The sequence below is a fragment of the Streptomyces sp. Ag109_O5-1 genome (genome assembly GCF_003814875.1).
GTDB lineage: Bacteria > Actinomycetota > Actinomycetes > Streptomycetales > Streptomycetaceae > Streptomyces > Streptomyces sasae.
In genome coordinates this window covers 11,260,686-11,283,564 of sequence record NZ_RKQF01000001.1, presented here as the reverse complement: position 1 = coordinate 11,283,564, position 22,879 = coordinate 11,260,686, and the positions used below count along the sequence as shown (strand labels likewise).

22 protein-coding genes and 3 pseudogenes are annotated in these 22,879 nt (G+C 68.7%); 12 read left to right on the top strand and 13 right to left on the bottom strand.

Translation table 11 applies throughout. From position 1 onward, the window contains the following. Window positions 1-9: 9 nt before the first annotated feature. Both EDD90_RS51480 and EDD90_RS51475 read right to left on the bottom strand, forming a co-directional pair. Window positions 10-609: an isochorismatase family protein gene (locus EDD90_RS51480; RefSeq protein WP_123980234.1), complete on the bottom strand. Its 600-nt coding sequence runs from the start codon at window positions 607-609 to the stop codon at window positions 10-12. A 489-nt stretch (window positions 610-1,098) separates the two neighbouring features. Next, entirely contained in the window at window positions 1,099-2,517 is a 1,419-nt protein-coding gene (locus EDD90_RS51475) for an MFS transporter (protein ID WP_260328609.1), read from the bottom strand. A 156-nt stretch (window positions 2,518-2,673) separates the two neighbouring features. Between EDD90_RS51475 and EDD90_RS51470 the strand changes: the two are divergent. Beyond that, window positions 2,674-2,899: pseudogene (locus tag EDD90_RS51470) on the top strand (transposase); the annotation flags it as partial. Between the two features lie 73 nt (window positions 2,900-2,972). Here EDD90_RS51470 and EDD90_RS51465 read toward each other — a convergent pair. The 5 genes and pseudogenes from EDD90_RS51465 to EDD90_RS56545 all read right to left on the bottom strand — a co-directional run bounded on the left by EDD90_RS51465 (window position 2,973) and on the right by EDD90_RS56545 (window position 7,581). Continuing rightward, a complete protein-coding gene (locus tag EDD90_RS51465; RefSeq protein WP_123980230.1) occupies window positions 2,973-3,428 on the bottom strand; it encodes a hypothetical protein in 456 nt (151 codons plus the stop codon). A 200-nt stretch (window positions 3,429-3,628) separates the two neighbouring features. Further along, window positions 3,629-4,990, bottom strand: coding sequence for a S9 family peptidase (locus EDD90_RS51460; protein WP_260328608.1), 1,362 nt, complete (start codon window positions 4,988-4,990; stop codon window positions 3,629-3,631). Between the two features lie 103 nt (window positions 4,991-5,093). Next, window positions 5,094-5,657 (bottom strand): helix-turn-helix transcriptional regulator, encoded by a 564-nt coding sequence (locus tag EDD90_RS51455; protein ID WP_123980225.1) that lies wholly within the window; start codon window positions 5,655-5,657, stop codon window positions 5,094-5,096. Between the two features lie 282 nt (window positions 5,658-5,939). Then, window positions 5,940-6,668, bottom strand: a complete 729-nt coding sequence (locus EDD90_RS51450) for an N-acetyltransferase (protein ID WP_123980223.1) — start codon at window positions 6,666-6,668, stop codon at window positions 5,940-5,942. A gap of 72 nt (window positions 6,669-6,740) precedes the next feature. Beyond that, window positions 6,741-7,581: pseudogene (locus tag EDD90_RS56545) on the bottom strand (IS5 family transposase). Window positions 7,582-8,312: 731 nt separating this feature from the next. Between EDD90_RS56545 and EDD90_RS51425 the strand changes: the two are divergent. After that, the gene (locus EDD90_RS51425) at window positions 8,313-8,666 is read left to right on the top strand and encodes a hypothetical protein (RefSeq protein WP_123980215.1); all 354 of its coding nucleotides are present in this window, start codon (window positions 8,313-8,315) and stop codon (window positions 8,664-8,666) included. Window positions 8,667-8,889: 223 nt separating this feature from the next. Next, window positions 8,890-9,921 (top strand): hypothetical protein, encoded by a 1,032-nt coding sequence (locus tag EDD90_RS51420; protein WP_123980213.1) that lies wholly within the window; start codon window positions 8,890-8,892, stop codon window positions 9,919-9,921. Between the two features lie 784 nt (window positions 9,922-10,705). Here the strand turns inward: EDD90_RS51420 and EDD90_RS51415 are convergent. Further along, the gene (locus EDD90_RS51415) at window positions 10,706-11,521 is read right to left on the bottom strand and encodes a class I SAM-dependent methyltransferase (protein ID WP_185149686.1); all 816 of its coding nucleotides are present in this window, start codon (window positions 11,519-11,521) and stop codon (window positions 10,706-10,708) included. Between the two features lie 329 nt (window positions 11,522-11,850). Between EDD90_RS51415 and EDD90_RS51410 the strand changes: the two genes are divergently transcribed. Further along, a complete protein-coding gene (locus EDD90_RS51410; protein ID WP_260328607.1) occupies window positions 11,851-12,246 on the top strand; it encodes a recombinase family protein in 396 nt (131 codons plus the stop codon). A gap of 54 nt (window positions 12,247-12,300) precedes the next feature. On the opposite strand, the gene EDD90_RS51405 is transcribed toward EDD90_RS51410, so the two are convergent. Then, window positions 12,301-13,182, bottom strand: a complete 882-nt coding sequence (locus EDD90_RS51405; RefSeq protein ID WP_260328606.1) for a GlxA family transcriptional regulator — start codon at window positions 13,180-13,182, stop codon at window positions 12,301-12,303. Window positions 13,183-13,414: 232 nt separating this feature from the next. Here EDD90_RS51405 and EDD90_RS51400 point away from each other — a divergent pair, with 232 nt between their 5' ends. Next, a complete protein-coding gene (locus EDD90_RS51400) occupies window positions 13,415-14,266 on the top strand; it encodes a dienelactone hydrolase family protein (RefSeq protein ID WP_123980207.1) in 852 nt (283 codons plus the stop codon). Between the two features lie 547 nt (window positions 14,267-14,813). Here the strand turns inward: EDD90_RS51400 and EDD90_RS51395 are convergent. Next, complete coding sequence (locus tag EDD90_RS51395) at window positions 14,814-15,404, bottom strand: TetR/AcrR family transcriptional regulator (protein ID WP_185149531.1); 591 nt, start codon at window positions 15,402-15,404, stop codon at window positions 14,814-14,816. Window positions 15,405-15,455: 51 nt separating this feature from the next. Here EDD90_RS51395 and EDD90_RS51390 point away from each other — a divergent pair, with 51 nt between their 5' ends. The 3 genes from EDD90_RS51390 (at window position 15,456) to EDD90_RS51385 (ending at window position 16,757) form a co-directional block, all read left to right on the top strand. After that, window positions 15,456-16,007: a GNAT family N-acetyltransferase gene (locus EDD90_RS51390; RefSeq protein WP_123980203.1), complete on the top strand. Its 552-nt coding sequence runs from the start codon at window positions 15,456-15,458 to the stop codon at window positions 16,005-16,007. Between the two features lie 83 nt (window positions 16,008-16,090). After that, window positions 16,091-16,252, top strand: coding sequence for a hypothetical protein (locus EDD90_RS56105; RefSeq protein WP_185149530.1), 162 nt, complete (start codon window positions 16,091-16,093; stop codon window positions 16,250-16,252). A gap of 133 nt (window positions 16,253-16,385) precedes the next feature. After that, entirely contained in the window at window positions 16,386-16,757 is a 372-nt protein-coding gene (locus EDD90_RS51385; RefSeq protein ID WP_123980202.1) for a flavoprotein, read from the top strand. Between the two features lie 79 nt (window positions 16,758-16,836). Here EDD90_RS51385 and EDD90_RS51380 read toward each other — a convergent pair whose 3' ends face one another. Then, window positions 16,837-17,697 (bottom strand): hypothetical protein, encoded by an 861-nt coding sequence (locus EDD90_RS51380; RefSeq protein WP_123980200.1) that lies wholly within the window; start codon window positions 17,695-17,697, stop codon window positions 16,837-16,839. Window positions 17,698-17,805: 108 nt separating this feature from the next. Beyond that, window positions 17,806-17,997, bottom strand: a complete 192-nt coding sequence (locus tag EDD90_RS51375) for a hypothetical protein (RefSeq protein WP_123980198.1) — start codon at window positions 17,995-17,997, stop codon at window positions 17,806-17,808. 255 nt (window positions 17,998-18,252) lie between these two features. Here EDD90_RS51375 and EDD90_RS51370 point away from each other — a divergent pair, with 255 nt between their 5' ends. The 3 genes from EDD90_RS51370 to EDD90_RS51360 all read left to right on the top strand — a co-directional run bounded on the left by EDD90_RS51370 (window position 18,253) and on the right by EDD90_RS51360 (window position 19,839). After that, window positions 18,253-18,648 (top strand): hypothetical protein, encoded by a 396-nt coding sequence (locus tag EDD90_RS51370; protein WP_123980195.1) that lies wholly within the window; start codon window positions 18,253-18,255, stop codon window positions 18,646-18,648. An 87-nt stretch (window positions 18,649-18,735) separates the two neighbouring features. After that, window positions 18,736-19,152 (top strand): SsgA family sporulation/cell division regulator, encoded by a 417-nt coding sequence (locus EDD90_RS51365; RefSeq protein ID WP_123980193.1) that lies wholly within the window; start codon window positions 18,736-18,738, stop codon window positions 19,150-19,152. A gap of 219 nt (window positions 19,153-19,371) precedes the next feature. Beyond that, complete coding sequence (locus EDD90_RS51360) at window positions 19,372-19,839, top strand: MarR family winged helix-turn-helix transcriptional regulator (protein ID WP_123980191.1); 468 nt, start codon at window positions 19,372-19,374, stop codon at window positions 19,837-19,839. Window positions 19,840-19,917: 78 nt separating this feature from the next. Here EDD90_RS51360 and EDD90_RS51355 read toward each other — a convergent pair whose 3' ends face one another. After that, complete coding sequence (locus tag EDD90_RS51355) at window positions 19,918-22,050, bottom strand: SpoIIE family protein phosphatase (RefSeq protein WP_123982517.1); 2,133 nt, start codon at window positions 22,048-22,050, stop codon at window positions 19,918-19,920. A 307-nt stretch (window positions 22,051-22,357) separates the two neighbouring features. Between EDD90_RS51355 and EDD90_RS51350 the strand changes: the two are divergent. Further along, window positions 22,358-22,858, top strand: a pseudogene (locus tag EDD90_RS51350) (SDR family NAD(P)-dependent oxidoreductase); the annotation flags it as partial. Between the last annotated feature and the right edge of the window lie 21 nt (window positions 22,859-22,879).

The window sequence follows — 22,879 nt, the reverse complement described above, 5'->3', positions numbered from 1 at the left end:
ATCTGGTCATCATGCCCCAGGCTCGGCCGCGGCCTCCAGTTGCCCGACGGTGGTGATGGTGGCGAAGCGTCCGGCCAGGGCGTACTCGGTGCGCCTGATGATCTCCTCGGCGCTCAGGGTACGGGGGTCCGACAGCAGTTCGGCGATGCTCTGGTCGGCGTGGGCGTCGCGGTGCGGGATGGGGTTGGTCGCGGTGGCGTCGACGACGAACGTGACCTGGTACCCGAAGTCGCTTGCGACGCGGGTGGTGGTCTCGACGCACTGCTCGGTTCGGATGCCGCAGACGGTGAGTTCGTGGATGCCGCGCTCGGTGAGGAGTTGCTGCAGATTGGTGGTGGTGAAGGCGTTGTGCGAGGTCTTGTGGACCAGCGGTTCCGTGTCCCGCCGCTGCAACTCCTCCATCAGCCGGACATGGCCGAGGGCCGGGTCGAAGACATCGCCACTGCCGGGCTCGGAATGCAGCACCCACACGACCAGGTCCCCGGCCCGGCGGGCGAGCCGGACCAGTCGGTCCACCTGGTCGGCGATCTTCGGGTTGGAGATGGTCTGCCACAGCGGGTGCGCGCGGAAGGATTCCTGGACGTCGATGACGATCAGTGCTCGGTTCATGCTCCCTAGCCTGACCGGCGGGGCCGGAATGACGACAGGCCCCATCGGGTCCGGGTGCGGACCGATCCGGTCACAGCTGGAGTCATGGCCACGCGCCGCGTATTCGCCACCACGCCCTCCTCAGTCATCACGGCCAACGGTGCCTCACTGCCGTGCCGGACAACGCGCCGCTCACGACGAGAACATGGTGCACATCGTTCATGTCACGGACGCCAGTGGCGCCCTTGCAGAATTGCGGATCCCCTATGGTTCCGCTCGCCGAGGCCGGAGAGTGCGGTACCTCCGCCTGCGACAGCCCAAGAAACGTGGGGCGGCGTACGCCTACGGCTCCGACGACCCGCGCGTGCTCATCGCGGTGTCCGCACGCTGTGAACCCGCAGGGCCGGGCCCGCCGCCACGGGCGGGGAATCAACCGGGCCGGATACCGCATCCGGCCTCCTGATCGGCGCATCGCAGGCTGCCTGGCCTGCCCGACGGCCTCAAAACGTCCTAGGTCTTTTTCGGCATTGCGGGCACGCACAGCAAGGCGAGGCCTGCAGCAGCCAGGTAGGCGAGCGCGCTGACGGCCATGCTGGTGCGCAGCCCGGTGCCGTAGCCGCCGGCTGTGGCAAGGAGGCTGCCGCCGAGCGCGACACCGGTGGCGCTGCCGATCTGGCGGGTGGTGTTGAACAGGGCGGAGGCGGCGCCCGAGTACTCCGGAGGTGCGGCACCCATCACGGTGGCGGTTGAACCGGTGAGGGCGAAGGAGGTACCGAATCCCGCGGCCATCATCGGGGCCACCAGCAGCGGGTAGGCGGGGTCCGCTCCCGCCGCGGCCCAGCCGGCCAGGCCCAGGGCGGCCAGGAGCATGCCGGAGAACACCAGCGGACGGTCGCCGGTGTAGCGGGTCAGCCGTCCGGACAGCACGGAGGCGAACATGGTCATCGCCACCGCCGGGAACAGGGCCAGCCCGGTCCCGAGGGCGCTGAAGCCGCGCTGGTGCTGGAATTCCAGACTGGCGGTGAAGATCATGCCGTAGAAGCCGAAGTTGAACAGCAGGCCGATGACGGCTCCACCGCTCATCGCGCGTGAACGCAGCAGGTTCGGCGGAAGGACAGGAGAGCGTGCCAGACGCTCGCGCACCGCGAACGCCACGGCGGAAAGCGCCGCCAGGCCCACCCCGGCCAGAACAGCCGGATCGGACCAGCCTCGCCGTCCGGCCTCGTTGAGCGCCGCGGTCAGCAGTGCCACCGCCGCCACCACCGTGCACTGCGCGGGCCAGTCCAGGGCCCGGCCGGCGCGCTTCGGTGAGCGTGCCACATGCCGAAGTGTCAGCACCAAGCAGGCCGCACCGACAGGCAGGTTGATGAGGAACACCCATCTCCAGCCCACCGTGGAGACGAGCAGCCCACCCAGCAGCGGACCGATGGCGGCCGCGATGCCCGCCATCGAACCCCACAACCCGAAAGCCCGCGAGCGTGCGGCCGGCACCGGGTATGCCTGCTGGAGCAGGGCGAGGGAACCAGGCACGATCAGAGCCGCACCGAGCCCCTCCATCAGCCGGGCCGCGACCAGCGACGGGGCACTCGCCGCAAGCGCGCACGCAGCCGAGGACAGCACGAACACCGCCACTCCCCAGCAGAACACCCGACGGCTCCCCAGCCGGTCACCCAGCGCGCCACCGGTCAGGAGGAATCCGGCGAAGACCAGGGTGTACCCGTCGGTGATCCACTGAATGCCGGTGAGCGAGGCCGACAGTTCCCGGCCGATCACCGGCACGGCGACGTTGATGGCGGTCACATCCAGGATCACCATGAAATACCCGGCGCACACCGCCAGCAGCGGTGCCCAGGACCGTCGCCCGGACTCCGGGGCCGGCTCGGGAGAGGACATCGGCTCACCACCGCCCGCCGACTCCGCGAACGCCACGGCCTCAACTCCATCCCATTCCGCCGAGAAATGCACCAAAAGGCACAATAATGGACGTACAGGGAACATTGGGATCGTTCGATGGCGGCGTGGAGACTTACCTTCGGCAGACCTGACGGGCAGTGACCTCAGCGACGAACGAGCAAGACGTCGCGTCTTTTGGCGGCGATCATCTTCGCAGCCACCTCGGACTGCACCTGGCGCCAACTGCCGCCGGTGTTCGGGTCAGCCTGGCCCACGGTCTACCGGCGTTTCGCCCACTGGAGCCGAGACGGTCTGGGCCAGGCTCCACGGGGTCATTCTCGACGAGCTCGGTGCCCTCGGTGAGCTGGGCTGGTCTCGGTACGCAATCGACAACGTCAGTATGAGGGCGACAAAAGGCGGCCGCTGACTGGGCCGCCGCTACGAACGCAAGGCTGAGCACTCCCTCGACTTCGTCGGCACATCCGCTGTCCTCATCGGCTATCGCCACCTTGGTCGGTGCAGTGATCCTGAGGCGGCAACGTCGGCTCATCTTCGCGGCCGTTGCGTCTCAGGAGGCCGGTGACTCGGCTCAGCCATCCCGCCCGGGGCTGATGGTCCCTGTCGATCAAGAAGCGAGCCGTCTCTCGGAGGCCCTGTGCGGGCTTGCCTATCTGGTGACGTTGCCAGTAGCGGGCCACTCTCCGCTCCAGATCGACCAGGTCAATTCTGTTGGTCCTGGTCAAAACGACCAGGCCTTCCCAGCCTTCGGGAGCAGTCAGTGCCAACACGCCACCATCCGGCGAGTACGCCGCCGTGTACTCACCCTCCGACACGTCAATTGCCTCAAGGTAGTTCGTGGCATGCACGAAGGACTCGAAAACACTCAGGTCCTCGTCTTGGTCAAAGATGAGCGCGGTGTCGGCAGGGAGGTCCTCCATGTCGATCACTGTGACAGCCACTCTCCTCGTGCTGCACCAAAATAAACGGCCTCCAAGGCCAGCCGCGGATCGTCAAATGCCGTTCCCGGCCCCGTCTGTAGGTATTGGCTTACGAGCCAGGACCTTGCCTGCGTGCCCCGCACCAGACAGCTCAGAAGCCGAGCTACGGGGCTCCGGAACCACCTTCGCTGCGGATCAGGGGCTGGTCGTCACGCGGCAACACCCCACCACACCGCCCACGGCACGAACCCGATCGCGGCCAGCCCGACCGGCGCCAGCCGCAGCCAGACCGCCCAGCTCGATGTCAGCCGCCGGCGCCACAGTGCAGCCGCCGAGGCACAGGCCGACACCACCACCGCGACGGCAAGCCCCTGTACCGCCAGCCACAAGGCTGGACGGCCCCACACAACGGGCCCCGCCGCGTCGTTGCCCACCACATAGACGGCGAGCGGACAGTCCACCGTCGCCACAACCGCCAGTAGACCGAACCCGGCCAACCACCGTACCGGGCGCAGGACCGGGCCCCGGCGCAGGAGGGCACTCACCGGATAGGCGGCGAAGCCGAGGAGGAGAAGTGCCGGGGCGAGCCAGGCATACCAGACGTGGCCCGGTTCTGGGGTGGTGGCGAGTGCCTGCCCGGGTGCGGGGGCGGCGCTCGATGCCGGCGGGTGGCCGGCGGCGACGGACCGGACCCATGAGGTCATGGTCTGCGCATAGCGCGGAGCCAGCTCCCCCAGCTTCTTGCCGTGGAAGACTGGGCCGCCGATCCGGTCGAACCCGTCCGACGTGCGGTGCCCGTTGTGTGCGCCGTCGGCGACGAAGCCGATGACTGCGTGCCGGTTGCCCGCACGGGCCAGGGCCTCTCGGAAGATCCGTGCGCTCTCCCGGGGCGGCACCTGCGTGTCGTACTCGCCCCACAGCGCCAGTACCGGCGTTCGGTGGAGTTGCTCCAGCGCCGGCAGGGGGTCGTAGCCGGCCTCGGAGAACAGACCGGTCGAGCCTACGAATTGGGCGGCCGGACCGGCCACGACGCGACGGAACGGTCCGCCGACGCCTTGGTGTTGCAGATGCGTGGTGAGGCTCCAGGCCCCGGTACGCAGCGGGTCGTAGCCGGAGCCGCCGATGGTGACGACGAACGCGACGTCGCCCGAACGCGATGCGGCCAGCGGTGCCACCCAGCCCCCCTCGCTGAACCCCCACAGCCCGACCTGGCGTGGGTTCACCCCGGTCCTGGACTGCAACAACCGCACTCCGGCAAGCGCGTCATCGGCCAGCAGGCCGAAGTCTCGGTGGAGGAAGGAGTATCCGACGGTCCGCTTGTCGTAGACCAGCGTGGTGATCCCGGCCCGGGCGAACGCCGCGGCCTCCTGCTGGTACTCCACCCGGGGCCCGGAACCCGAGCCGCCGACGAGTACGATCCCGGGTTCCGGGCCGGATGCTCCGTCCTTCCTGAGGACGGTGCCGTGCAGGACGAGCCCATGGCCACCCCGGAAGGTGACGTCCTGGCGGACCAGCCCGTCCTCACGGGCATACGCCGTTGGCGCGGCCAGCAGGAGGAGGATGCCGGCCAATGCCCCGGATAAGAAGGCCAGTACGGCGCGTATCGGTGATGCGGACGTAGCCGAGAGCAGCACGGAGTGCGTTCCCCTTCGTCGTCGGTTGGCTTGCGCGCGGTCAGCCGGTCTCGGGAATTCCGAGCAGCCGGACGAGCACGGTCCGCGCCTCGGACGCGTTCCGTGGTTCCTGGGCCGAGTACCGGTATAGGAGCGCGATGTACTCCTCGAAGAACGCGCGGAGTTGGGCGGGGTCGACCCGGAGCGTGGCGCGGGAGAAGAGCGCCGCGTCGGCCCAGGGCCCCAGCGCGTCGCGCGCCTCCTCGAACCGCCGGGCGGAGTCGACCAGTTCGGCGAGGTTGAGCCGATGCATCTCGGTCAGTGCCTCGCGCATCTCCGGCGTCTGCCGACTGTACGGCGGGAACCGCCGGTCCCCCGGCATCGCCCGCCACCACCGCTCCCGCCCCTTCGCCAGCTCCGGGACCTCCTCGACGAGGCCATGCTTGGCCAGCTGCCGCAGGTGGTAGCTGACCAGTCCGGTGCTCTCGCCCAACTCGCGTGCCAGCGCGGCGGAGTTGGCCGGTCCCCGGCGAAGGCATCGCTCGATCTTCTGCCGCATCGGGTGCGCGAAGGCGCGCAGCGCCTCGACATCGGTGATCTCTTGAGCAGGCGGTTGTTCGGCCATGCCGAGAGGCTACGAGTTGCAAAGGCTACTTGCAAGGGATATTTGCAAGCTCTCCTTGCAACTCTGGAGCGCGGACCCGGCCGCGCACTGATCGCCCCTCCCCTTGCCGGTCAGTGCGCTGTTGAGTTGCGGTCAAAGGGCGGGCCTCGCGCGAGCCTTCGTCCGTCTTCGACTAGTAGGGCTTGTCCGGTCGATCAAGTCTGACGTCGCGGCACAGTGCCCGATTGGTGACCTGTGCCCGGGCCTCCTGGAAATGCTTCGACCGGACCGATGTCGGTTGAGTTACCGCAGGTGGAGCCACCAGGTGATGCCTTCACCGATTGGTGTGAACCCGCAGGTGCGGTAGAGCAGGCTGCCCTCGTCCGTCGCATTCAGCATGACCTGCCACGCCCCGGCTTCCCGCGCGGCGGAACACACGGTCCGCAGCAGGCCGGTTCCTAGTCCACGACGGCGGAACCGCGGCCAGACCTCCATGTCGAACACCCCGGCAGTGCCGTGCGGGCCACCGTCGTAGTACGACCACGCCCGCCCTGCGAACGACCGGAAAGACGACCCGGGTTGGGTATATGCGGCCGCGTACCAGGCCACCTGCGGCTCTTGACGAGCCAACTTCAGCAGGTCGCGGTACTCGGAGTATTCGCCGTCGTAGTCGAGGGTGTCGGTCTGGAGCTCGATGCGGCCATCCCGGTCACCTTCGCCGGCTGCGACCGCAGCGAGCGGCGCTGTCATCCACCGAATCGTCCAGCCGCGCTCGAAGCCGCATTCCCGCAGTACCGACGCATCGACGCATGCATTGAGCCAGACCCCGACGGACGACCGTCCGCGATCCAGCGCCTGCTGGACTCCGCGCCGCACCGCCGCTGTATTGAGCTCGCTGGGGAACATCAGGTTCAAGCCCTCGGGACTGTCCGTCCAGGTCAGCGCGCCGTCTTCCCATGACTGGCCGCCGAGCACCTCTGCCTGCGCCCGGAACCAGGAGGTCTGAACGCGCTCGCAATCCTCAACCGTCACCCGCAGTACGCTACCGGCGAGGACCGACGGCGACCGGCGGCGGGACGGCCCGGCTTGAACTCGTCCGGCCGATCATGTGCGGAACCAGATGACGAGGGCCACAAGAGTGACAGCGCCGAGGAAGACATAGCTGCGTTTGTCATAGCGAGTCGCGACGGCACGGAACTGCTTCAGCTTGTTGATCGCTCGTTCGATGGTGTCGCGCTAGGCATAGCACTGCGGATCGAACCCGGGAGGCCGTCCGCCGCGTGATCCTTTACGCAGGCGGGCCGCGCGGCTGTCGGCCTTCTCCGGAATGGTGTGCCGGATCCCGCGCTGGCGCACGTAGCGGCGGATTTGACCGTTGCTGTAGGCCTTGTCGGCGGCGATGCTGTCCGGCTTGATGCGGGACCACCCGACTGGCCGCGGTACTCGGATCTTGTCCAGCACGGTTTGGAATCTGCGAGATGAAGCCGCCGCGGGAACGGCCGAGCCCTTCGCCTGCCGCACTACCTCCGCCAGCAGGTCGAGCTATCCGATCCACGCCGCCGGCTCGTCCTGTAGTTCGGGCGTTACTTCCCCCTTTAGCGTAGGCGGTGCCGTGGTCCGGGCTCGGGCGGCATGCTGATGCGCCCGCACCACGGTGGAAGCCACCGACACGCCCCAGTCGACCTGCCCGGCGACGTCGGCGGCGGCCTGGACCTGCTGCAGCAGGTGCTCCCAGGTGCCGTCGGCCGACCACGCCCGGTGCCGCTCATACACGGTCTTCCACGGCCCGTACTGCTCCGGAAGGTCACGCCAGTGCACACCGGTCCGCGCCCGATACAGGATCCCGCCGATCACCTGACGGTGATCACGCCGCTGTCCGCACCGACCATTGCTCAACTGGCAGGAGCGGCCTCAGCCGCTCTCGCTCGGCATCAGTCAGACCAATCGCCCCATAACCTCAGATAACGAAGCAGCCCCCACATCCCGTTACGAGATCGACCGGACAAGCCCTACCTGGACGCTCGCTGGAACCAGGGCAGCACCAACGCGTGGAAGGCTTGGGGGGATCGTGCCACTCGGCTACAAGGGCAGCTACCAGCGAGTTCGCACCTACTTCCGCACCAAAGCGCCTCTCGTCCGATCCGGGCACCACTCCCCCGCCCTCACCCCGCACCGTCGCCGGCTGGGGCCTGCGCCACCCACCCCGACTCCCTCTCCAAAGTCGAACAGCTCCGGCTCAAGGCCGTTCTGGCCCACTGTCCCGAACTGGAGGAAGCCCTCACCCGACATGTCCGCGCCTTCGCCCACTTCCTCACCGACCGACAGAGCCACCGGCTGCCCGAGTGGCTCGACGCAGTCCGCCAGGACGACCTGCCCGGTCTCCATTCCGCCGCCGGCATCGATCGAGACCGGGCCGCGGTCATCGCCGGGCTCTCGCTGCCCTGGAACTCAGGCGTCGCGGAAGGGCATGTCAACCGCATTCAAGATGCTCAAACGCCAGATGTTCGGCCGACCCGGCTTCGCACTCCTGAGGAAACAAGTGCTCCTCGCTCCATGACCGATGCCAACACGTGAAACGCTTCCGACATCGCCCAGCCCCACCGCAGGAGCCTCGACTGTCCAGGACCGACCGCCCACATCGATCTCGTGTTCGCGAGTGCCGTCACCGTAGACGCCGTGGTGCGAGCTCTGGCCGGTGAGGGGTGGTCGCTGCAGGAACCGCTTGGTGTCTCCTACGTGGTCAACAACGACGACCTGTTCAACTGGCAGTCGGCTTCAGCCAACCAGGCAGATGAGGTCCTGGCCGTGCTGGATTCACCGGACAGCATCGACTACGACGTCGGCGTCTGCATCTATCACTCAATTGCAGAAACCGGTGGCCAGCTACTTTTCCATGCTGGCCGGTCGCACTGCTCCTTCATCCCGACGATCGACCGGCGAAGGCTCTCTGGAGCACCAGCCCTGAGCGACATGGCCTGGTATCTCAACGCGCTGATACCGCCCCTGATTGCCATTGGGCTCGCCAGCTAGCGAGAGACCTTGTCGACTGAGACTCGTTCGTCAGCAGCTCGGTCGACATGCGCGCAGCCCGCGCACTCGGGTCGATCCTCGCTGCCTGCCCAGCCGGTGTCACTCACGGCTACGCGATCACGGAAATTGAGCCAGAACCCGGGTTCCGACAGCGCTGGTGCAGAGGTCGGTGCCTCTGGGGGCTCTGAATCATGGCGGTTGGCGACTGTCTAAGGTCACATGCATGTCGAGGACCACACCGCCGCGCCCGCTCGATGTCGAGTCGCTCTTCCCGGAGCTGGCGACCTACCGAGGCACCGCCACCCGGCTCCATCCGCGCCCGGGCCGACCGGACGCAGCGGCCAGTTCCGTGGGCGGCCCGCTGCTGTGGCCGGCGGACGAACCCTGGCCGGTGTGCACCGAGCCTCACAGCCATGCGCGTGGCCGACGCCCGGCGGACATCCGCCGACGGCGGCAGATCCTGACTTCTGCATGGCTCCGTGAATCGAACCCGGGCCCCACAGACGAGGAACGGCGGTTGCTGGAGGAACTGAACCAGGAACATCGCGTTCAAGAGGCTGCTGCGACCGATCCACTGCCACTGATCGGCCTTGCGCAGCTGTACCGCGGGGATGTCCCCGATCTGCCGGCCGGGCCGGACGACTGCGATCTGCTCCAGGTGTTCTGGTGCCCCTTCGACGCGCACGGCCCGAGCGGCTACGGCATGCTGCTCGACCTGCGCTGGCGCCGCTCGTGGGAGGTCACCGCCGTGCAGACGTCACCGCCACAACCGCAGGTCGTCGGCTTCGAGGGGTACGTGCCCGAGCCGTGTGTGCTGCATCCGGAGCAGGTGGCCACCTACCCGTTCGCCGGCTTCCTCGCGGAGGACCTGCGCGCCCGGATCGATGCCTGGGAAGAGGCCCAGGAGGAGGAAGCCGAGCAGTCGGCGGACGCCGATGCAGCCGCACCGGCGGGCTACCAGTACGACCTGTCCATCCCACCAGGCTGGCGCGTCGGCGGTTTCGCCTCCTGGCACACCACCGACCCGTCCCCTATGGACTGTCTGACCTGCATGACACCGATGCACCTGCTGCTGACCATCGACAGCTCGGAATGGGATGGCGCCAGCGGCAGCTGGAAGCCGCTGGAAGACGAGGACCTGCCCACACACCTGTACGCCGCTCCGACCGAGGTCACCGTGGGCCGCTGGGGTGAACTCAACATCTTCGCCTGCCCCGCAGATCCCTCCCACCCGCACCGCTGGAGCATCCAATAAGTCGACCATGACCACCGCATGCACTTGCAGGCGTCGAGCCTGGTCGCAGCGTCTTGCCACTGGCCGGTAAACATCTCCTCCGGGGTGGTGGCGGAGGAGAAGCGCAGGATCGTGTCGAGGGGCATCCCGAGTTGCCGGGCGACGGACCGCTTGTTGTGACCGGCGGCGAGGAGAGCGTGGGTGGTGGCGTGCTTGGCGCGCGTGCGTTCGGCGAACCGGTGGCCTGGGGCCAGGGCGATGACGCGGCCAGTTCAGGCTCTTCCAGGGGTGCTCCGGCTGTTCCGGCGTGGGGCGTAAGCAGCCGCGGTGCCGGTAGACGCACTTCTCGGCGACTTAACCCAGGTTGTACCAGGGATGCCGTCGGTCGGCGGCCTGGAGGGCCTGTGGGGCGCCGCGGGGGCGCTCTCGGCGAAGAAGGGAGCCCGGTCACGGCATCCCATTAGACGATCTCGATGCCGGGCCGCTCGGCGAGCCAGGCCGCGAGCGTGCCCACGCCGCCCGCCCTGCGATCGTACGCGCCCCGACCCGCACGACCGTGTCGGTCACCTCGACAGACTCCACCAACACACCCGCAACGGAGGAGAACAGCAGCTCGTCCAACTCCGGCAGCACTTCGTTCACGGCGATGGACTGTCGACCACGCCGCCATCCAGCCGGGCGGTTTTCGGGCGAACTTCAGTGGTTGTGGGCGGTCAGTGCGCGCATGGCTGACTGACCGTGGATGAACCTGGTCCAGTCATCAGGCCCCTCTTGGAATCGATCACCCAGGGAACCGCGTGGTGCTCTACCGGCGGACCGCCGAGATCAGTCCGCCGGGCCGCTCGTCGCGCTGCGGCGGGGTGCTGATCGGGCGGCCGTAGGCGGCAGCGCGCTCGCGCAGGGTGTGACTTTCGGCCTCCCAGCCGTGCCCGGCCAGCCAGCCCACCGGGTCGTCGGGCATCTCCGAGACCCACATGGACGCCGCCGATCCCGGCACCGCGTCCGCACCGAAGCGCTCGATCACGCCGCGCGAGCCCAACGTCAGCCCCATCCAACTGCCTGCCGCCGACTGCGCGCTGATCCGGGCCAGCAGCAGCTCCACCGCGTCCTCGGGCAGATAGATCAGCAGTCCTTCGGCGATCCACACCGTCGGCACCGCCGGGTCGTGCCCTGCGGCGGCCAGCGCGCCTGGCCAGTCCTCACGCAGATCCACCGCGACGGTGATCCGCTCGCAGCGTGCGACGGCCCGCTCCTGGCGCAGCACCGAAGCCTTGAAGTCCAGTGGCGCGGCGGTGTCAACCTCGAACAGCCGGGTGCCCTCGGGCCAGTCCATCCGGAAGGCCCGGCTGTCCATACCGGCGCCGAGCAGCACGACCTGCCGGACCCCGGACGCGGAGGCCTGCTGCAACAGGTCGTCGAGGAACTTCGTCCTGATGACGATGGAGAACGACACGGCCAGCCGTCGGCGGCGCGCGGCCTCGTCATCGGGCAGCGGCGGCGAGGAGGGCCACAGGCCGCCGGCGGTGGCGAAGGCCTGTGCCAGTGGGTCGCGGAACAGCGCGTTCTCCCGCTCACTCTCCAGCGCCCGCACCCTGGCCACCCCCACCGCCGTGGCCCACACTCCCGACGGCTGCACCCGCTCCTGCTCATCAGTCACCGCGCCAGCTTAGGTGATCGATTCGAAGAGACCTGAAGAGTGGAGCCAGGTTCATGCGCCGCGAGCCAGTCGTGGCCCTGTACTCCCGAAGCTGCCGTGAAGCGACAAGTAGCCCTCTGTGACGTCCGGTCACCTTTCGCCACTCCGCCTGATAGATGGCTGCTTATCGCAACAACCGCTGACCGCCTGTCCGGCTGGCCTGGTCTTGCGACAGGCCGATGTTCGGTGTCGGGAAACGAAAGTCTGTCGACACCGCGAGGGGCGCGTAGGCATCCCGCCCTAAGCTCGACCTCGTGCTGCAGCTACTGCGGCCCGGCAACACCCTGGAGATCACCCGGCTCGGCCGGCTCTCCCGTCCGTCCTCCACCTGGTCACCCTCGGCGCCGAGTTGCGGGGAGCGCGGGTTCGTTCCGCATGTGATCGAGCAGGGCATCGACACCGCCACCCTGGAGGGCCGGGCGATGGACGGGCCGGCCGCCGCGCGCGGCCGCGGCCGGGTCGGCGGCCGCCGGCCGAAGTTGACCGAGGACCAGGCGACCCTTGCCCAGCAGCTGTACGACGCTCGGGAGAAGACGGTGCAGCAGATCGCGGATCTGCTCGGGGTGCCGCGGTCAACGGTGTACGGGCATCTCGACAAGGCCAATGCCGTGCCCCGCCGGCCCGAGAAGACCATGGTCACGAAGCCCTGAAAGCAACCCGCAGGTAGCTTTTCACCTGGGGACAGAGCCAGGACTCCGGGGTCGTCAGCGGGTGCCGGGCTCGTGCGGGATGTCGCCGACCGGCTCTGTGGGCGCGCGACGGAACATGGCGCGATAGTCCCGCGGTCGTCGGCCCGTGTGCCGGGCGAAGACGGCGCTGAACGTGCTCGCGTCGGTGTACCCGAGGTCGGCCGCGATGCGTGCGACCGTTCTGTCGGTCGTCTCCAGCAGATGCCGGGCCCGGCGGACCCGAGCGGACTGCACGTACGCGAGGGGGCTCTGGCCCGCCTCCTCGCCGAAGCGACGGAGCATCGTCCGCGTGCTCACGTGAAACGCCGCGGCGAGGGTGGAGAGGTCGTAGCGGGACCCCAGATTCCGGTCGAGCCACCGCTTCACACCACGGGAGAACTCGCTGCCTGCGACGGGCAGCAGCGCCGGGTCGACGTACGGGGCCTGGGTGGTACGGGCGTCGTCGACGAGCGCCACACGCGCGGTGCTTCGGGCGACGCCGGGGCCGTCCTGCTCGCGGATGAGCTGGAGTGCGAAGTCGTACATGGCACTGAAGGCGGCCGTGGTCGTCACCCCGCGGTCGGTGACGACCAGGCGCTCCGGACACACCTTCACGTCGGGGTACCGGCGGGCGAGGCGATCCGCGAACAACCAGGAGGTCGTCGCCTCGCGCCCGTCGAGCAGTCCGGCCTCGGCAGCGAGGAAGGCGCCGACGCAGATCGACACGACGGCGCCTCCGGAGACTGCCTGCGAGCGAATGGCCGCCACCTCGGGCCGCAGGTCCGCCAGTGCCGCGTCTAGATCGAGCGCGGGCGTGAGCGCGAAGCCCGGCACGACCAGCACGTCCAACGGGCGCATGGCCGAGACGCCGACCGTCAGACCACCGGACATGATCACCCGCCGCCTGGGCGAAACCACGGACGCTTCGTACGAGGGTCGTGCCACCCCCTGCGCCGCAGCGACGTGACGGGCCATCACCAGAAGGTCCGGGACTCCGAACACCTCCGAGCCGAAACACCCGGGGTAGGCCAGCACTCCCAGTCGCAGTGAACTCACGTGTCCCCCCGGCACGAGCGGGTGGCGATTTCGCCGCAGTATCTGGCGATGCCGCCGTTTCTGAGGAAGGCAGTCTCCTGCCACGCTGCCCCGCATGACAACCACGCACCTGCGACACGACGACTCCCTGGACGACTTCTCGCACCGCGTCATCGACATCGACGCGGTCGGCAGGACCGTGCACGTCACCGGGTCGGGGCCGGCCGTCGTCCTGCTGCCCGAGATGCCGGGGATCAGCCCTGACGTCGCGCGTCTGGCGCGCTGGCTGCGCGATGCCGGCTTCCGCGTGTATCTGCCCTCCCTGTTCGGCGTCGACGGCGCCTACCCGACCACCGACGCGGGCCAAGCCGTCGTCCGGCGTGCCTGCGTCAGCGCCGAGTTCCGTGCGTTCGCCGGCGGCGGCACCAGCCCCGTCGTGGCGTGGCTGCGCGGGCTCGCACGCCTGGCGCACGCGGAGTGCGGCGGGCCGGGCGTCGGCGCGGTCGGGCTGTGCTTCACCGGCAACTTCGCCCTGACCATGACGCTCGAACCCGCCGTCATCGCCCCCGTTGTCAACCATCCCTCACTTCCCCTCGACGACCCGGCAGGCCTGGAGGTCGGAGCCGATGACGCCGCCCGCGTGGCCAAGCGCATCCGACGCGACGGCCTCAAGGTGCTGGCCTACCGTTTCGAGAACGACAGGTGGTGCACGGGCCAACGGTTCGCGGCCTACCGGACTCTGCTCGGCGACGCGTTCGACGGCCGTGTGCTCGCGGACGAAGTGGCGAACACGGACCCGCCGCCCTTCTTCCGCGACGTCGTCGGCTGCGCCCACAGCGTCACCACGGCCCATCTCGTCGACGAGCAGGGTCACCCGACCGCGCGCGCCCGTGACGAGATCATCGCCTTCCTCGCCGAACGGCTGGGGACGACCACGCCCGACGCCGTAGCCGACGGGCCGGACTGATGCAAGCGCCTCGACAGACTCAGGTCACCCGCCGTGTTGGACTCCACGCCCTAGACGAAGCTGGCGCAGCGCCCGACCACGTCCAGGTCCGGGCCGCCGGGAAGGACGAAGTGGACCAGAGCCCGGTACGCTCTCGCCCGGCCGCCTGTGCCAGGCCTACGGCGGCTGCGTGACCCGCACAGCAACGACGGGACGCACGACGGCGAGGACGGGTGCCCATGTCAATCTGTCCTCCGTGCCCTCGCCGAAGCATGGCGTGTGCCGTTGCGTCGCAGAAAGGCGGCCGTTGCGAATCCGCTCAAGGCCGAGGCAATGGCGATCATGAATGCGGTTTGGAAGCCTGCCTTGGTGAGCGCCTCCACCGATCCCGTTCGGACGCAGGAATGCGCCGACACCGTGCCGACGACGGCACCCCGGACCGAGGTCCCGGCCGGCGGTCGCAGCAGGTGTTCGTGCCGGTCGTGCCAGCCTCGGACACTGCGACGGCGCCGCTGATCCGTACGGGCGCAAAGGGGACCGCCGGCCCGCGTCGAGTGATCATCGTTGATCAGTGCGAGTCGGTCAGGGCAGCCAGGTAGTCGTCCAGTAGCTCGACCTGCCGACGGGGCGGGAACACCTCCGGGTCGAACAGTGCCTGAACCACCAGGCCGAGGATGAAGGCCTGAGCCCCGGCCGCGATCTGGGCGGGGTTGCCGGCGGGTAGTTCGCCGAGCTCCTGGGCTGCGGCCACCCGCTCGGTCAGCCGGTCCCGGCTTTTCGCGTACTTGCGGGCGTAGTCGGTACTCAGGGCGGGGTCGGAGAGTGCGGTGTCCCAGGAGGAGACCCAGATGCGGTTGCTGTCGGTGGCCTCGGGGGTCAGCGGCAGGATGTCCAGCAAGGCGTCCCTGAGGGCGGCCATCCCTTCGCCCGTGTGGCGGCGGGGGCGGGAGACGGTGCGCTGTTCGAGCAGGTCGAGGGCGTACTCCACCAGGGCGTGCTTGGTGGGGAAGTAGTGCGTGAGCAGGCCGGTGGTCGCGCCGAGTTCGGCGGCGACGGCGCGCAGGGTCAGGCCGGCGAAGCCGCGGGTGGCCATGACCTGCCAGACGGCTGCGGAGACGTCGCGTCGACGGGCCTCGTGATCTCCCTTGGTGCGTGGCATGCTGCCACGGTACATTGCCACAACACTTGTTATGTAAATGGGGAGGGTTACATGTTCTCGCTGTCGCTGCGCGACGACGTTCGCCTCGGTCCGCTGGAGGTCTGGCATGCCGAGGAGTTCGCCGACCATCTGGACCGGGCCCGCGAGCACATCCGTCCCTGGGTCGGGCCCGCGTTCGTCACCGACGACGTGGACGGGGCGCGGGCCACGCTGAAGCGGTACGCCGAACGCCAGGCCGGCGACGGTGCCCGTCTGTACGGCATCTGGCGGGACGGAGTACTGGTCGGCGGTGTGATGTTCACCGCTTTCGATATGGCTGCCGGCTCGTGTGAGATCGGTTGCTGGCTCGAGCCGTCCGCCGAGGGCCACGGACTGGTCACGCAAGCGTGCAGCGCGTTGTTGGACTGGACGTTCACGTCCCGGGGGCTGCATCGGGCCGAATGGCACTGCCGGGCCGACAACGACCGCAGCTCAGCGGTGGCCAAGCGACTGGGCATGACGCTGGAGGGGGTGCGCCGCGAGGCATGGCCGTACCAGGGCGTACGCTACGACAAGCAGCTCTGGGCGGTCCTTGCTCCCGAATGGCGAGCCCTGGGCCGGTGACCTACGACGGTCTCGTCCGGCCGGCACGCCGTCGATTCAACACCCCCGAATCGGGAGTCATTGCGCACGAGAGAGTACGACGAGTGCGTGCCGCTCTGCGGGAGCACCGCATTACCGACGGCGTGGTCGAGCTTCCGGCTCCGGTACCCACTACCGCGGCAACGCCCGCCCAACTCGGCTGCACGGTCGGGACGATCGTCAACAGCCTGGTCTTCTCCGTCGACGATGGGCCCTGCCCGTCCTGACCAGCGGAGCCCACCGGGTGGCCCGCCTCCTGGGGGTGGGCCGCGGCAAGAACCGTCGCACCGATCCCGCGTTCGTCCTCACGTTGACAGGCCAGGAAGTCGGGGCGTGGCGCCCGTGGGCCATCCCCGGCCGGTGCGCACGCTGGTCGATGCCGCGCTGGAGGAGCATCCGCACATCTGGGCGGGAGCCGGCTCCTGCACGCCGACCCTTTCGGAGAGCCTCGTCGAGCGCGCCGCGGACGTGATGCTGAAGCAGCGGCGCAAACTCTTCCTCTGCCTGCGGGAAGCCCCGCTGAACCTCATCCACCTGCGCAACATGGTTGCCGTCACGGAGGCGGGGGCCACCGTGTATCCCATGGTTCCCACGCACTACAACGTGCCGGAGACCCTCGCCCAACTGCGGGACGAATTCGTCGAACGCGTTCTTCAGTTCCTGGGACTGCCCGGCACGGATCGCTACCAGTGGGACGGCACCGACACCGCCGCGCGACGCGCGCATGCCTGAGCACGGTGACGGACTCGAGGCTCGGGAAGCAGCCCGGCCGGCCGCTGCAACGCGGTGGGGGTGATGGAGCCGGCGGAAGTCACGGTGTGTTTGCGTGGTCCAGGTCGAGCAGCAGTCGCTCCACGTCTGTCATCAGGGAGCCGTAGATGTGCCACGCGCCCGGCTTGGTGAGAGTGCCTCGGCCGATGAGGTCCGTCATGGTCTCGTGCCATGTCAGGGTGGCGTCGATCGCCCCGCGCAGTCGCTCCCGGGGGGCTGTGGCCGATGAACTGGCCACCGGGCGCGGTTCGGCGAATTCTTCGACGGCCGTTCCCGCCAGCTTCAAGGCTTCGGCGTACTGGTCCAGGAACTGCTGGCCCAGATGGTGATCGGTGTGGTCGTCGTGCGCGTTGCAGGCCAGCGTCCGCGCGATTCCGCGTACCTGGAGAAACACTCCGCGTAGAGTTCTGAACGCCTCGCCGTAGGTGCCGTCCTTGCGCCGCGCGTGTGCGGTGCACCGGGGGTTCCAACGCGGGCTCTCGTCCGCCTGCCGTACCTGTTCCTCCGCGTCCACCAGGTCCTTCTCAAGATCGCGTGCCTGGTGCAGCCAGGTGTGCGCCCTGGCCGCCGGTTGGCGCTCGGTCAGTCCGGTGCCCATCTCGCGCAGCAGTGTCCCCATCGCACGGGCGAGGTCGTACACCGCGGAGTCGGAATCATCGAGGTAGAGCGGGGGCAGGACCAGGGCGTTCATCACGATGCCCACCACCGCACCCGTCAGCGTCTGGACCGCGGGAATCAACAGACCGCCCACCGGTGCTGCTGTCGTGGCGGCCAAGGCGATGACAGTGGTCGAGGCGGCCTGAAGGCGATCGTCCACGGCGCGGCGAGGCCCGACCACCACCGCGATCACGGCAATGGCTGCAACGCTGCCCGCGGTCGATCCCATCAGCCAGGCGGTCACGAGGGCGAGAGTCAGCCCCGCCCAACCTGGCAACCACGTTTTGTACGGCCTTTGTCACGGAGCGGTACACCGTGGGAGCGTTGACCATGATCAGCGCCGCGGCCACCGCTAGATACGGACGTCCCCCCGGGGGGACCACGGAGCCACGACCCCCCAGGCGAGCAGCGCCGCGATCAGACTCTTCGCGCCGTGTGCCGCGTAGCTTGCCCGACCGGTGTCGGCGCGGCCGGCCGGGCGGGCGCCCACTGCTTCCGCCGCACTCACCAGACCGCGCATCGGCCGGATCGTTGAATCTTGCATGACCTCGATGCTGGCACGCTTTATCCCTTTTGCGGGCATGGCATGCCTCACAGCCCGAGGGTGCTTCGTGTCGACCTCCACGAGGGTCACGTCGGCGCGAGATGGTTGACACATCAACCGTAGTGAGGACCCCCACATTCGCTTGACCCTTCACATGCAGTTGAAGTTGCCTTGGATTTAGTTGATGCATCAACGAATAGATTCGAAACCGGAGTCCCCATCCATCGGCTCCGCAGCAGACCAAGGAGAATGATCATGAGTCATGCCCTCGGACGGCGCGCCGCCACCGCGGTCGCCATGCTCACCACCGTGGCGGGCGCCCTCCTGGCAGTCGGCGGCACCGCCTCGGCCGCATCGGGCCCGACGGTTGATCGCGGTGCGGCCGTAGCCTCCCACCCTGGGAGCACGACCCGATACGGCAACGGCAACGCCGACATCCGCAGCCATTCCGGCTACGGCCGTAGTGACGACCGTCGGGAAAGTCGCTGGGACGGTCACCGCAGCTGGCACCGGACCGGCGTCGACTGGTACTGCAACGACCGCGGCGAGCAGTACCGCTACGACGGGCGTCTGTTCTACCGGTGGGACCACGGTTCCTGGGACGTCGCGACCGGCGGCGTCCTGGTTTTCGACAGCGGCATCTTCAACTGACCCGCCGAGACAGGTCCGATCTGCGCGCCGCCGCACCGATGCAGTGGTGCAACCGGCTGCCAAGCCTTCCGAGGAGCAAAGTGAGCCATGACAAGCTACTCAGATCAGGTGCTGTACATGGGGCTCGCGGGCGCGCCCGGCGAGCGATTCGTGGTGCCGACCCGTCTGGTGTACGAAGCGCATGATCCGTTTGCCGTGCGCTTCGTCTTCCATCCCGACACCGACTATTCGGTGCAATGGGTCATGGCCCGCGACCTGATCGCGCAAGGCCTCTCTCGGCCGAGCGGGCAGGGAGATGTGCGGATCTGGCCGACGGGATCGGGGGACGATGCCGAGCTGAATCTCGTCCTGTCCTCCCCGTCCGGGGTCGCAAGGCTCACTGCGCAGCTCTCCGCAGTCGCGCAATGGCTGGAGCGCACCTACGGGTTGGTGCCGGCCGGCCACGAGACCAACAGCTTCGACGTGGACGCCGAACTGTCGCGGCTGCTGCACGGCACCCGCTGAGGCCGCCGGGGAGGCATTCATGAACATCCTTCAACGTCGGCGTATGGCACGTCTGAGGGCCTACGCCCAGCTCAAACGGCAGCATCCGGAGCTGTTCAACACGGCGCAGCCACAACTGGGGCCGCCCGGGCTTGCCCAAGACACCGATGACACAACCGGTCGGCCCAGACGTTGACATCGCTGGTGATCTGTCAACAACTACGTTTACAATTTCCTTTCATGGGCGAGACGGTGCAGTGGTTGACGCCGGAGGAGCAGCGCGCCTGGCGCGGCTTCGTCCGGTTGCACGAGAAGCTCGTAGGACGTCTGTCGCGCTTGCTGCAGAGTGAGGCGAACATGTCGGCTGCGGACTTCGCGGTGCTGGTCCATCTGACGGATGTGCCGGAAGGACGGCAGAGGTCTCTGGACCTTGCTCATGCGTTGGAATGGGAGAAGAGCCGGATGTCCCATCACATCGCCCGGATGGCCAAGCGCGGCCTCGTGACACGGCAGGAGTGCCCCGAGGACGGCCGCGGCGCCTTCGTGGTGATCACGGAGGCCGGCCGCGCGGCGATCGAGGCCGCCGCCCCCCACCATGTCGAGGCGGTGCGCGAGTTGTTCCTCGACCATGTCACGCCCGCAGAACTCCGGGTGCTGGCAGAAATCTCGGATCGTGTCGTGGGGAAGATGGAGGAGGACCTGTCCTGACCCCGAGCGCGGTCGGGGTCGAAAGGGCAGGAGCCCGTCAGGGGGCGGAGCGGAGCCGGGCGGACGTGTCGCCTTGAGCTACCTTTCGGGTGCCAAGGAGGCTCGCAGGAGGAGCACCGCGATGTCGTCGGTGGGTCGACCCGTCGGCCAGGTGTGATGGACCAGGCTGTCGATCACGCCCTCCAGATCCTCATGGTCAGCACCGGCGAGATGCCCGGCAAGGTCGGCGATGACCTGCGCTGCGTCGGTACCCGCGACCTCCACGAGACCGTCGGTGTACAGAGCGAGGGTCGCGTCCGCGGGCAGGGGGACCGTGGTGACGGGGTAGTGGGCGAAGGTGTCGATGCCCAGCAGCGGCCCGGGCTCGATGTCATCGAGCACCCGGACGTGATGGCGGGCGAGGCGCAGCAGCGGGGGAACGTGTCCGGCGTTGGCGAGGGTGACTTCGCCGGCAGCCAGGTCGAGGTGGGCGTAGAGGCAGGAGACAAGCAGTTCCGAGTCCAGATCGGCCAGCAGTCGGTTCGTACGGGCCAGGACCTGGTCCGGTGCTGCACCGCCGGTCACGTGCGCGTGGATGGCTGTACGGACCTGGCCCATGAGCGCGGCCGCGGCGATGCTGTGGCCCTCGACGTCGCCGATCACCGCGGCGGCGCTGGTGTCGTCCAGCCGCAGCAGATCGTAGAAGTCGCCGCCGACCTCGATGCCATGGCTTGCCGGCAGGTAGCGGGCGGCCACGTCGAGGCCTGCCACGGTGGGCAGGGCACGAGGCAGAAGCGCCTTCTGAAGGCCATGTGCGAGGTGGTGCTGGGTGTCGTACATCCGGGCGCGGTCGAGTGCCTGAGCGGTCAGCCCCGCCAGGGCGGTCAGGACGGCCCGTTCATCGGCCGTGAAGCTGCGGGCCCGGTCGTAGGCCAGGATGCAGCAGCCCACCGCTTTCCCCGTGATGATCAGCGGGAGGACGGCCCAGGCCTGTTTGCCGCTGATCTGTGGCACCTGCGGGTAGCGCGCGGCCATCTCGGCCAGACTGGCGATGAACTCGGGGACGCCGCTGGTCAGGACCTTGCCGGCCGGTGTGAGATCGGTGTCCAGGGGCAGCCCGTCGACGCGTGCGATGACATCTGCCGGGTAGCCGTGATGACCACTCACCTTCAGGCGGCCGGCCTCGGCAGCCCACAGCGTCAGCCCCTGGGCGCCGAAGGCGGGCAGAATCTCCCGGGCGATCAGCTCAACGAGATCGCGCACGCTCACCGTCTCGGCGAGCGCGGCGGACAGATGGATCAGCTGGTACAGCCGGCCGGTCCGCGTCACCGGAGCCCGGGGCACGGTTGATTCCCGCAGGCCGGGCTCGGTCGGTTCCCCGTGGGAGGTGACGCGGACGCTGATGCCGCTGATGTCCGGATAGAGCTCGAACCTCAGCCGGTGATCCGGCGGGCGGACGGCGGTGAAGGACAGCGGGGCCCGGCTGACGACCGCAGTACGGTACCGGTCCTCGTACACGGGGTCGTCGAGCCAGGGCAGCGCCTGCCAGAGCCGGGTCGCCAGCAGCCGGTCCGCACTGCGCCCGAGCAGGCGGGCGGCAGCGGTGGTGACGAAGGTGATCCGGCCCTCCAGGTCGAGGTTCAGAGCTCCCTCGGGGAGGCGCTCGAGGTACTCGGCGGCGGCCGGCCGTGGCTGGACGGATCCGCCCGGGGGGTCGACAGGGATGAAGCGTGGCCGGTCGCGCAGGGTCGGCGGGCCCGGCGCCTCGTCCAGGAGGCGGGCCAGTCGGCGGGCGCCGAAGATGATGCGACAGCGTTGCCGGGGCGTGACCTCACGGCGGAGATCAGCGGGCCACATCAGCACGATCCCGCCCCAGCAACGGCGTGCCCCGGTCAGTGGGGTCGCGGCGAACGCGACCCGGTAGGGCAGGACCGCGGCCAGGCGCGGGTAGTGGCGGACCAGGTCGTCCTGACAGCCGAGCCAGACGAACCGGTCCTCACGGATCGCGTCGGTGAGTGGCAGGGAGACGGCGAGCGAAAGACGGTGCCATGGGGTGGCGAACTCGAGGGGCAGGCCGCACAGCGCCAGCAGGCGCGTCATCGGTTCCTCGTCCTCGATCAGATACAGGGCACCTGTGGAAGCGCTGGTGCGGCGAACGATGTCGGTCAACCCCGTATCGAGCGCGTCGTCGAGTGACCCTTGACAGGCCGGTTGCCCAGAGATCACGGACATGACGTCCTCCGGTCCGGTGTCGTGGCGGTTGGCGGCCGCCGGACGAGGCACGTGCACGATCCTCGCGCCTCCTGGGGCACATGTGCCCACACCGTACGCCTTATCGGATGAATAGGTACAGAGAGGACCCGAGAGGTCGGCGGGTCGAGGGAGTGCCCGGGTGCGACCGGTCGGTGTCGGCCCAGGAGCGGTCCGCCCTTTGCGCGGTGAGCGTTGCGCGCGTACCGGACGGGTCCCGCGACGATCACCGCTGCACCTTCGGCAGACGCCTGAAGGCGGACCGAGCACCGAGCCCGGATGTCTGATTTTGAATACAGTCTGTCCGAACCATTCCCAGGTTTGGTTCAGCACCGGCACGTCCCGCGGTCTCGGCCGCGTGTTCGCGGAGGCCGCGCTCGAGCGTGGCGACAAGGTCGCGGCGACAGCGAGGAACATCGGCTCGCTGGAGGAACTGGTCACCAAGTACGGCGAGGACGCGGTTCTCCCGCTGGCCCTGGACGTCACCGACAAGGCCGCCGTCGACACCGCGGTGGCCGCTGCTCACGACGGGTTCGGCCGCCTCGACGTCGTGGTCAACAACGCCGGCTACGGCCTGTTCGGCATGATCGAGGAGATCACCGAGCAGCAGCTGCGCGACCAGATGGAGACGAACCTCTTCGGAGCCTTCTGGATCACCCAGGCCGTCCTGCCCGTCCTGCGTGCGCAGGGCAGCGGCCACATCGTCCAGATCTCCTCCGTCGGCGGCGCCGCCGCGTTCCCCTCCCTCGGCGCCTACCACGCCTCCAAGTGGGCGCTGGGCGGTCGATCTCGTACTCGACGAGGGTGGCCT